We start from the raw sequence: 2,260 nt of genomic DNA, 5'->3' as shown, positions 1-2,260 counted from the left end.
GTGCGCGGTAGGTCGCATCGCACTGGACACACATGGGCTTGGAGTAGACGGTGATGGACATGGTCTGACCTTTCAGTGTTGTGGGTAGATGTTCGTCTTTCCGCTTATTGACCCGGGGGAGCGGAACATGGGTCAACACTACACCTTGTGTGTCTATTCGCAAGCAGGCCCAATATGTTGTGTCTGGGGTGTGGGTGGGCACTAATTGTGGATGGGAGTGAGTACTCCTGTGGAAGGGGTGTGGATGAATCTTGCTTACATCGGTGTAATTCGTGGACTTTCAGGTTTTTGGGGCTGTGGATACAGGTGGGTGCGGTGTCCACAGAAGAGGGGCGCGCTGTGGGTAAGGACACGAAAATTTCGATGAATTTCTGTATAGCTTCGGCGTGTCGGGCGTCGGCAATTAAAACGGGTAAAACCAACTTAAAAACAAAGTGCGTAGATGCTGAATAAGTAATGCGCAAAACCTTATAGCTGTGAGCGACATCACGTATATGCTCTGAAAACTTGCATGAAGCATGAGGGAAATAGGTGTATGTGCAGGTCAAGACATATATGAGAAGGGCGATGTGTGTACAGATTTCATTCAGAAATGAATCAGAATTATTCTGAAGCTGAGAAAAGTCTGAACGATTCAGTTGTAAATCGAAGGGCTTTCTTCTAGGGTTTAGACGTTCTGATGTCCGTAGATGGCGGATGACACCAAAACTGTTGCTAACGCTACATTTATTGGTCGATTGTCAGTAAGCTGTCAGTAAATCCCACCACAACATGAGGAGCACGCTCAGCATGACGAATGCGAAAAGCCAAGCTACTTCGAAGCGTAGAACTGCAGCGACGCGCTTTGTGGCGGCATTAGCCGTTGCGGCGACCGCTGGTAGTGCACTGGTTGGAAGCCAGATCGTTGCTCCTCAGGCTGCGTATGCGGCGCAAGAGCCTGCAGCCACCGGTATTGATGTCGGTATGGTCGACGCCGTCATGGGTGAGGGTCATACCCGCGAGACCCCAACGGGAGCTAACCTAAACGACAACATCCGCTATGGCGTTGTTACTGGTATGTCAGACAATCGTCTGCGCACAGGGAATACACCGCTGGGCACATGGCTCGGTGGAGAAACTGCAAAGAATAAGGACGCCTGGACATACATCGCCCGCGGCTGGCCCTGGAAGTGGGATAACCAGACCGCCGACTGGGGCGATTCCGCTGCTAGCAGGGCCTGGATGCAGGCTCATTACGACAAGTGGGCTGCTGACTCCACGAAGATCTGGGTGAACGGCCAGAGTGCCATCGGCTTCAAGCCCAACAACCCGGGCGAGGTTGAGCCGGGTCAGACCTTCCTGCTCGGTGCCATCCGCCACAACAACCTGCCCATCGGGCAGGCGGCAGCCCCCGGTGGTCTTGGTCAGCCCTATTTCCACTCGAGCATCAAGCTGCTGCTGAGTGATCTCATGCCTGGTGAAGAGGCTGAGGAGTACCCCTTCATCAACCACGAGACCTTCAACACCTTGGCCTCGACGATCATCTACCGCAAGGGTGGCGCCTATGTGAAGACGGATGGCGTATCCGGCTTGTGCTCCCCCCAGTTTGGTCAAAACGGCTGGGATGCCACCCAAAGAATCAACAACAGGCTCCCTCGTGACCTGGTTCTTAATGGTGAAGCTGGCCGTCCTGGCTACACGGCCGCTGGTGAGTTCATTGGTCCTGCCTATGAGCCGAACCCGGTCAACGCAGCCGATCCCTCGCAGGGGTACACGAACCTGCCCGAATCCCGCTCGGGGCGCATGTACTGCGTCAAGTACGTGGGCGAGGGTAACGGTGACTACGACCTGTACAGCCAGTATTACAACGGTGGTGCGGAGCAGCCTCGCGATCAGCTGACGAAGGAAGAGACTTTGCCTCGCACCTGGCCGGGTGCCAAGGGTAACGTCAACCAGAATCCCTACGTCTCCGACACCGTCAAGCTGGAGAAGACCGTCTCCGACAAGACCTTTACGCAGAACGGACGCACCTACCGTCTGCACCTGTGGGGCTTTGTCCCCGCGGAGAATGCGACCAACTTCCTGACCCCGGAGAACTTCAACTCCATCCCGACGGCCAACTGCCCGACCACGGTTCCGGCGGACGCCGAGCGCACCAACACCTTCATCACGCAGGAGCTTTCGGTCAACTACGGCTGCCTCTACGGCGTCATCACCGAGGAGCGCTCCGTGCGCATCGCGAAGGCCGTCGAGGACCCGGCGGGTGCCAACCCGACCATCC

Annotated in this window: 1 protein-coding gene; it reads left to right on the top strand. The window is 56.0% G+C overall.

Translation table 11 applies throughout. From position 1 onward, the window contains the following. Positions 1 to 789: 789 nt before the first annotated feature. Positions 790 to 2,260, top strand: a 1,471-nt coding sequence (locus Q0216_RS05425; protein WP_298593564.1) for a hypothetical protein, incomplete at its 3' end; no start/stop codon positions are given.

It is taken from the genome of uncultured Rothia sp. (genome assembly GCF_937976295.1).
Classification (GTDB): Bacteria; Actinomycetota; Actinomycetes; order Actinomycetales; family Micrococcaceae; genus Rothia.
This window is presented reverse-complemented; position numbering and strand designations above follow the sequence as displayed.